Here is a 7,919-nt window from a genome sequence, read left to right as displayed (position 1 = left end):
CCCCAGCCGACGCTGCGCGTGCCCGCCGCGCTCGCCCGCGGTGCGGGGGCCGCGGTCGAGGCCGCCTGGGCGCGCCTGCCGCTGCGCAGCGCGGACGGCGAGCCGCCCATGACGCGGTTCCTCGCCGAGCAGCTCTCGACCGCGCACTGGTTCGACCAGCGCCGCACGCGCGCCGACCTGCGCTGGCACCCCGAGGTCTCCATCGACGAGGGCCTCCGCCGCCTCGCGACCTGGCACGCCTCGCAACCACCCGCCTGAGGCCGGCCACCCGCACCGGCACCGGCGCGGACGCGGACACGGACGCGGACAGCGTGGAAGGTCCGTCCCGCAGGGCGTGACAACCCTTCACGTCGCGTGATTGCGTCGCGGAGGAGCTTGTCCGAAGACTTCGTCACACGNNGACTTCGTCACACGTGGGGTGACGAAGTCTTCACCGTGGGACTTCGTCACACGTGGGGTGACGAAGTCTTCACCGTGGGCTCGGGCCTGGCGGCGGCGGCCGGCTCCAGCACCAGGTCGTGCAGAGAGGCGTCAGAGCTGTGCGCGGTGGCGACATCTGTCGGGCACGGGCGGTGCGACTGTGCTGACCGAGCCGATCCGCCCGGTTCGGCCGGAGCACCGCGGAGGTCCCGATGGGCTACGTCACCGCGCGCGACGGCGCGCAGATCTTCGACAAGGACCGGGGCGAGCGCAGACCACCCGCACCCGGGGCGTCGTCGTGAGCGCGCCCGGCGTGCCCCCGACGCTCGCGCCGCGGCCTGACGGCCCCGACACGATCGTGCTCGTGCACGGGTTCTGGGTGACCCCTCGCTCCTGGGAGGACTGGCGGGCGCGCTACGAGGCCCTCGGGTACACGGTGCACACGCCCGCCTACCCCGGGTTCGAGGTCGAGGTGGAGGCGCTGCGCGCCGACCCCCGCGCCGTGCGGGAGCTGACGATCCGCGGCGTGGTCGACCACTTGTCGGCGTTCCTCGACTCGCTGGGCACCCGCCCGATCCTCATGGGGCACTCGGCGGGCGGGCTGTTCACGCAGGTCCTCCTCGACCGCGGCTACGGCAGCGCCGGCGTGGTGCTGAACTCGGCCCCGCCCGAGGGGGTCAGGGCGACGCCACCGAGCCAGCTGCGCTCGGTGCTGCCCGTGCTGCGCAACCCCCTGAACCGCAAGGCGGCGATCGGGCTGAGCCCGGCGCGATGGCGGTACGCGTTCACCAACACCCTCGACGAGGCCTCGTCCCGCCGGTTCTACGACCGCTACCACGTGCCGGCGTCGCGCAGGGTGCTCCTCGACGCCACGCTGGCCAACTTCCTGCCGGGCCACCAGGACGCCTGGATCGACTACCGCAACCCGCGGCGCGCGCCCCTGCTGCTGCTCTCGGGCGGGGCGGACCACATCCAGCCGCCGTCCCTCCAGGCCGCGACGTACGCCCGCTACCGCGGCGCGGGGACGGTGACGGAGCACGTGGTCCTCGACGGTCAGCCGCACCTCATGACGGCGACCCCGGGCTGGGAGGCGGTCGCGGACCGGGCGCTGTCCTGGGCGCTCGACCACGCCTCCTGGTCGCCCGAGCTGAGCGGATCGGTGCGCTGACGGCGCCGCCACACCCACGACCCGACGCCCCCGGCCGGACCTACCGCCCCGGTCGGGGGACGTCGGCCGCCTGCAGTCCGGAGCCGTGACGCGCCCGCCACTCGCGGGGTGTCGTGCCGAACGCGTGGTGGAAGCGGTTGGAGAAAAAGCTCGGGTTGGCGAACCCCCACGAGAAGGCGATCCCCGCGATCGTCCGGTGCCTCGACGCCGGCGACGCGAGCTCCTGGCGCGCACCCTCGAGCCTCTGGTCGATGACCCACTGCTCCAGCTGGAGGCCGACGTCGGCCAGGACTCGGTAGAGCAGGCGCACCGAGATGTGGTGCGCGGACGCGATCATCTGCGGACCGAGCTCCGGGTCGCGGAGGTGCTCTCGGACGAAGACCTCGATCCGTGGCCACAGCGACGCGTGCATGGCCTCGCGGGTGGTGGCCTCGTCGCCCGCGGCGGCGCTGATCACGGCACGGGACAGCGCGAGCGTCGCGTGCCCGAGGTCCGTGACCACCCGCTCGTGCTCCAGCCCGGGCACGAGCTCGGTGAGCATCGCCAGGTGGCTCGCGTAGATGCGTTGCAGCGGCCCCGTGCCCAGGGCGGGACGTGCGCGCGTGATGGTCGCCGCCGGCAGGGCCAGCGCCTCGGATGGGATCTTCAGGCACCAGTTGTCGCCGATGCCGTAGCTCCTCGAGCGGTGGGGGCGGTGGAGCTCGATCATGTCGACCACGCCGGGGTGCTGCTCGATGACGTGCCCGAACTGCTCCCTCGTCCCCACGTCGCGCGCGCCCAGCATCATCGCGAGCACCGCCGGGCCGTCGTCCCGCTCGCGGTCGACGTCGATGAAGAGCCCGGATCGGTGCAGGTGGACGAGCTGCAGGTCGCCCATCTCGTAGACCGTCGTCGACATGAACGCGTGCGGCGGGTCCTCGAGGCGGACGCGGGAGGCGAGCGCGATCTCCCGCAGGTGCGTCACGATGGCCTCGGCGCGATCGCGCCTCGGCAGCACGCTCGTGTCGAGACCTTGCACCGGGCACACCCCCCGGGGTCGCGGGACCGGCTCCCACGAGCGTGACGCGTCCGGCCGCACCGATCAAGGGTTCGCCGGACGCCGTCGCCCCCCGCGCCATGAGTGAGGCGAGCCCTTGTGTGGAGACTTTGCGTCGCATGGCGACGCGAAGTCTCCACGCAAGCGGACCGCGGTCACGGCAAGCGCCGCCATGCCGAGTGGCACGTGTCACCTTGGGCGCGCTACCACCCTTGTGAGCCGTCGACCGGCATGTCATGGTCGAGGCACGGGTCGTCAGCGACCCGGCTCCGCTCACCCAGACCGACACCGGTGCGCGGGGTGCTGAGACCGGTCCCATCGCCGAGATGTCAACGGAGACGTCACCCATGGAGCTACGACACCACCGTCCCGAGTCCAGCCGGAGGACGCGCCTCGCGGGCGCCCTCGCCGTCCTGTCAGCGGCCGCGCTCGCGCTCGCAGGAGCGGTCCCCGCGTCGGCCGCGCCCGCACCCACGGCACCCGCACCGGCGGGGCCCGTGCGCGCCGCCGTCGGCGACATCATCTGGCAGGAGGAGTTCAACGGCCCCGCGGGCTCCGCGCCCAACCCGGCCGTCTGGAACCACGAGACCGGCGCTCACGGCTGGGGCAACGCCGAGCTGCAGAACTACACGACGTCGCGCGCCAACTCCGCGCTCGACGGCCAGGGCAACCTCGTCATCACCGCGCGGCGCGAGGCGAACGGCTCGTACACGTCGGCCCGCATGACGACGCAGGACAAGTTCGAGCCCCGCTACGGGCGGATCGAGGCGCGGATCCAGATCCCGCGCGGCCAGGGCATCTGGCCGGCGTTCTGGATGCTCGGCGGGAACTTCCCGCAGACGCCGTGGCCGAGCTCGGGCGAGATCGACATCATGGAGAACGTCGGCTACGAGCCGCACCGCGTGCACGGCACGGTCCACGGCCCCGGGTACTCGGGCGGAGCGGGCATCAGCGGGACCTACCAGCACCCGCAGGGCTGGTCCTTCGCGGACACCTTCCACACGTTCGCCATCGACTGGAAGCCGGGCGTCATCACCTGGTTCGTCGACGGCCAGCAGTACCACCAGGTCACGCGCGCGAGCGTCGGCGCCAACGCGTGGGTGTTCGACCAGGCGTACTTCCTCATCCTCAACGTCGCCGTCGGCGGGCAGTGGCCCGGGTACCCGGATGGGTCCACCCAGTTCCCGCAGCAGATGAAGGTCGACTACATCCGCGTCATCGACAACGGCAGCACCGGCGGCACGGGCGGCGGCGGCGGCGGCGGCAACGGCAGCCTGCCCACGGGCACCGGCACCATCCGGCTCGCGGGCTCGCTGTGCCTCGACGTGCCGTGGGGCCAGACCCACGACGGCAATCCCATGCAGGTCGTCAGCTGCAACGGCAACGTCGCGCAGCAGTGGACCCGCGGGGCCGACGGCACCATCCGCGCGCTCGGCAAGTGCCTCGACGTCTCGGGTGGCGGCACCGCCAACGGCACCGTGGTGCAGCTCTGGACGTGCAACGGGACCGCGGCCCAGCGCTGGACGTACGACGCCGGCAGCCGCACCCTGCGCAACCCGCAGGCCGGCCGGTGCCTCGACGGCGTGGGCGGCACGCCCGTCCACGACGGCCAGCGCATCCACATCTGGGACTGCCACGGCGCCCCCAACCAGCAGTGGACCTTCTGATCCCTCCACCGGTGTCGGGCTCCGTGAGTCCGTGATGGGCTCGTCCGATGATGCGCGTCGCAGTCGTCGGTGCCGGGATCGTCGGCCTCTCCACGGCGTTCGCCCTGCGGCGCCGCGGGGCTGACGTGACCGTGCTGGAGTCCGGCCCGCCGGGCGGTGGGCAGTCGGCGGGCCGTGGTCGGATCTTCCGCCACGCGCACGCCGACCCCCGGCTCGTCGCCCAGGTCGTCCGCAGCCGCTCCCTGTGGCGCGAGTGGGAGGACGACCTGGGCGTCGAGCTCGTCGCGCCCGACGGCGCCGTCGCGATCGGCGACGGCGTCGGGAGCAAGCTCGAGACGCTCGCGCAGTTCCCGGACGCACCCGCGCGGCCCCTGTCCCGGGACGAGCTGCGCGAGCGCCTGCCCCTGCTGGCCGACTACGACGGCCCGGCGATGCTCGACGTCCACGGCGGCGCGATCCGGACGCGGGCCGCGATCACGGCGCTGACCGACCGGCTCGCGCGAGCCGTCGAGGCCGACCACGTCCTGGCCGTCCGCAGGCTCGACGACGGCTCGGTGGAGATCCGCACCGGGACGTCGTCCCGCGCGTACGACCACGTCGTCCTCTGCGCGGGCCGGGGGACCGCCGCGCTGGCCGGCGCGGTCGGGATGGAGCTGCCCGTCGAGCTCGGCGCCCACGTCCGCCTCACGTTCGAGGTCGTGCACGGCCCCGACGGGCCGGGCGGCCCGCTGCCCACGTTCCAGGACGGCAGCGGCGCGTTCGGCGAGACCGGCGTCTACGCGTCCCCGTACCCGGGCTCGGGGCACCTCGCCGTCGGCCTGAGCGGGCACACGCCCGCCCGGCCCGACGGCGCCGTCGAGCGGCCCGACGAGCTCGCCGCGCTGGCGGACCGCACCGTCGCCTACGTGCGCCGGGCGCTGCCCGGCCTGCGCCCCGACCCGGTCGACCACGTGCACTGCTGGGTCACCGCGCTGCCGTGGGGCGAGGACGGCGTCGGCATCTGGAGCGAGGACGGCGTCTCCGCCGTCGCGGGGCACAACCTGTTCAAGCAGGCGCCTGTGCTCGGCGACGCGCTCGCGACCACGGCCCTGACCGGGTCGATCCCCGACGACTGGAGCCACACCGCGGAGCTCGGCCGCGGGGAATGATCCGACGCCCGGCGCGCGTTCCGTCCGCAGCGCACGCCGGTAGGTGGTTGACTTGACCCCGGCCCGCACACCCGTCGTCGTGACGATGGTGCGAGCGCCCGCCCGGCGGCATCTCGCCTCCGGTGCACGAGCAGTGGCTCAGGGGTCGGCGACGGCAGCAGTGCCCGCGTCGTGACCGCGCCTCAGTGGCGCGCCCTGGCCGACGTCGTCCCGCGACGTCGGCGGGAGACGCCGCCCGACGTCGTCGGGGCTGCTTCGGCTCGGCGCGTCGCGTCCGCGTCCGCGGTGCGGTGCTTGAAGGAGGAGATGTGGCAGGACAAGGTCGCCGTCGGTCCGGCAGCGCGCGCGTCGACGACGGCGCCCAGCGCCGCCGCGCGCCGCGCCGTGACAACGAGGGGCTGATCCCGGTGCTCGCCGAGGTCACGCGCGAGATCGAGAACGCGGTGCGGCGACCGCCCGCGCGTCCGGCTGTGCGGGCCAAGTTCCAGGTCGTGGCGCTGCTCGTGCGCGAGGAGCGTGCGCGCGTCATGGCCGACGCCGCGCTGACCAGCGCCAAGCGCACCCAGGAGCTCAAGCGGCTCGACGGCGTCGCGACGCTGCTGGCCAAGATCGCCGCCCGGGACACGTCGCTGCTCGCGCTGCTCGCCGAGGACGCCCGGGTCTCCGACTCCGCACGCGCCCTCAAGGCGACGATGATGCGCGCCGCGGGGATGGAGCCGCCCGAGGAGCCCGAGCCGGAGCCGGTGACCGCGCCGGCGCCCTCCACCGAGAAGCGCGTGATCCCCCAGTCGGTGATCCAGCGCCAGCGCGCCAACCCCTTCCTCGCGCCGGACTTCGAGGCCGCGGCCGAGCGGACCGCCGCGCGCGCCCGCCGCCTGGCCGGGTGGGAGCTGCTCGAGCCGCTCTTCCGGTCGTTCGAGTACGCCGCGACCGGCGCCCCCGCCTGCATGGACCTCCCCGACGGCCGGCTGGTGTCCGCGCCCCTCGGCCGCGAGCTCATGCCGCACCAGGCCCAGGTCGTCGCCGCGACGACGCGCGGCCACCGCACCTTCCTGCTCGCCGACGAGCCGGGCCTCGGCAAGACCGCCCAGGCGCTGCTCGCGGCGCAGGCGGCCGACGCGTTCCCGCTGCTCGTCGTCGTGCCCAACGTCGTCAAGACGAACTGGGCGCACGAGGTCGGGATGTGGACGCCGTCGCGCCGCGCCACCGTCGTGCACGGCGACGGCGAGCGCGTCGACGCGTTCGCCGACGTCGTCATCGTCAACTACGAGCTGCTCGACCGGCACGTCGGCTGGCTCGGCGACCTCGGCTTCCGCGGGATGGTCGTCGACGAGGCGCACTTCATCAAGAACAAGGGCTCGCAGCGCTCGCAGCACGTCCTCGCGCTCTCCGAGCGCATCCGTACGCGCACGCCGCGGGCCCTCCTCATGGCGCTCACCGGCACGCCGCTGATCAACGACATCGAGGACTTCCGGGCGATCTGGCAGTACCTCGGCTGGATCGACGACGAGAAGCCGCTGGGCAAGCTCATGACGGCGCTTGAGGAGACCGGGCTCACCCCGGCCGACCCCGGCTTCTACGCGGCCGCGCGCACGGCCGTGATCAGCATGGGCATCGTCCGCCGCCGCAAGGCCGACGTCGTCGCGGACATCCCGGCCCGCCGGGTCGCGGACCTGCCGGTCGAGCTCGACGGCGCCGTCGGGCGGTCGATCCGCGCGTCCGAGGCCGCGCTCGCGCGCCGGCTGGTCGAGCGCTACCGCGCCGCGCTCGCGGCACGCCGGGACGACGTCGTCGTCGACGGGGTCGACCTCGACCTCGCGCGGCGGGTCGCGGCCGGGGAGCTCAAGGACTCGAGCTCGAAGGCCGGCGGCGAGAACGTCTTCACGATGGTGCGGCGCATCGGCCAGGCCAAGGCCGGGCTGGCGGCCGACTACGCCGCGCAGCTCGCGCGGAACGTCGGCAAGGTCGTGTTCTTCGCCAAGCACGTCGACGTCATGGACCAGGCGGAGCAGACCTTCGCCGACCGCGGCATCGGCTACGCGTCGATCCGCGGGGACCAGACGCCCCGGGTCCGCGAGAAGAACATCAAAGCCTTCACCGAGGACCCGGACGTGCACATCGCCGTCTGCTCCCTCATGGCGGCCGGCGTCGGCCTGAACCTCCAGGTCGCGTCCAACCTGGTCCTCGCCGAGCTGTCGTGGACCGACGCCGAGCAGACCCAGGCCATCGACCGCATCCACCGGATCGGCCAGTCCGAGCCCGTGACGGCCTGGCGGATCATCGCCGCGCAGACCATCGACGCCAAGATCGCCGAGCTCATCGACAGCAAGTCGGGCCTCGCCGCCCGGGCGCTGGACGGTGCGGCGGAGGAGGACGGCGAGTCGTCGACGGACGTGCAGCTCGAGGCGCTGGTCTCCCTGCTCACCGACGCGCTCGCCGCCGAGGGCGTGAGCTAGCCCGGCCCGGGCGGGACGGGCACT

At 73.9% G+C, this 7,919-nt stretch carries 5 protein-coding genes and 1 pseudogene; 5 read left to right on the top strand and 1 reads right to left on the bottom strand.

Going from position 1 to position 7,919, the window contains the following annotated elements; translation table 11 throughout:
* Positions 1-258, top strand: a pseudogene (locus ICW40_RS02950) (NAD-dependent epimerase/dehydratase family protein); the annotation flags it as partial.
* A gap of 460 nt (positions 259-718) precedes the next feature.
* Positions 719-1,588: an alpha/beta hydrolase gene (locus ICW40_RS02945; protein ID WP_308121595.1), complete on the top strand. Its 870-nt coding sequence runs from the start codon at positions 719-721 to the stop codon at positions 1,586-1,588.
* Positions 1,589-1,628: 40 nt separating this feature from the next.
* Here the strand turns inward: ICW40_RS02945 and ICW40_RS02940 are convergent, their stop codons facing one another.
* Complete coding sequence (locus tag ICW40_RS02940; protein ID WP_221652338.1) at positions 1,629-2,606, bottom strand: helix-turn-helix domain-containing protein; 978 nt, start codon at positions 2,604-2,606, stop codon at positions 1,629-1,631.
* Positions 2,607-2,971: 365 nt separating this feature from the next.
* Here ICW40_RS02940 and ICW40_RS02935 point away from each other — a divergent pair, with 365 nt between their 5' ends.
* The 3 genes from ICW40_RS02935 (at position 2,972) to ICW40_RS02925 (ending at position 7,895) form a co-directional block, all read left to right on the top strand.
* Positions 2,972-4,291 carry a glycoside hydrolase family 16 protein gene (locus ICW40_RS02935; RefSeq protein ID WP_221652337.1) on the top strand — a complete coding sequence of 440 codons (1,320 nt, stop codon included), beginning with the start codon at positions 2,972-2,974 and terminating at the stop codon, positions 4,289-4,291.
* Between the two features lie 47 nt (positions 4,292-4,338).
* Positions 4,339-5,439: an NAD(P)/FAD-dependent oxidoreductase gene (locus ICW40_RS02930; protein ID WP_221652336.1), complete on the top strand. Its 1,101-nt coding sequence runs from the start codon at positions 4,339-4,341 to the stop codon at positions 5,437-5,439.
* 308 nt (positions 5,440-5,747) lie between these two features.
* Positions 5,748-7,895: a DEAD/DEAH box helicase gene (locus ICW40_RS02925; protein WP_221652335.1), complete on the top strand. Its 2,148-nt coding sequence runs from the start codon at positions 5,748-5,750 to the stop codon at positions 7,893-7,895.
* The last annotated feature ends 24 nt before the right edge of the window (positions 7,896-7,919 follow it).

The sequence above is a fragment of the Actinotalea ferrariae genome, assembly GCF_019733465.1.
Taxonomy (GTDB): domain Bacteria; phylum Actinomycetota; class Actinomycetes; order Actinomycetales; family Cellulomonadaceae; genus Actinotalea; species Actinotalea ferrariae_A.
The sequence above is the reverse complement of the archived record's forward strand: the minus strand, read 5'-3'. Positions and strand labels throughout refer to the sequence as shown.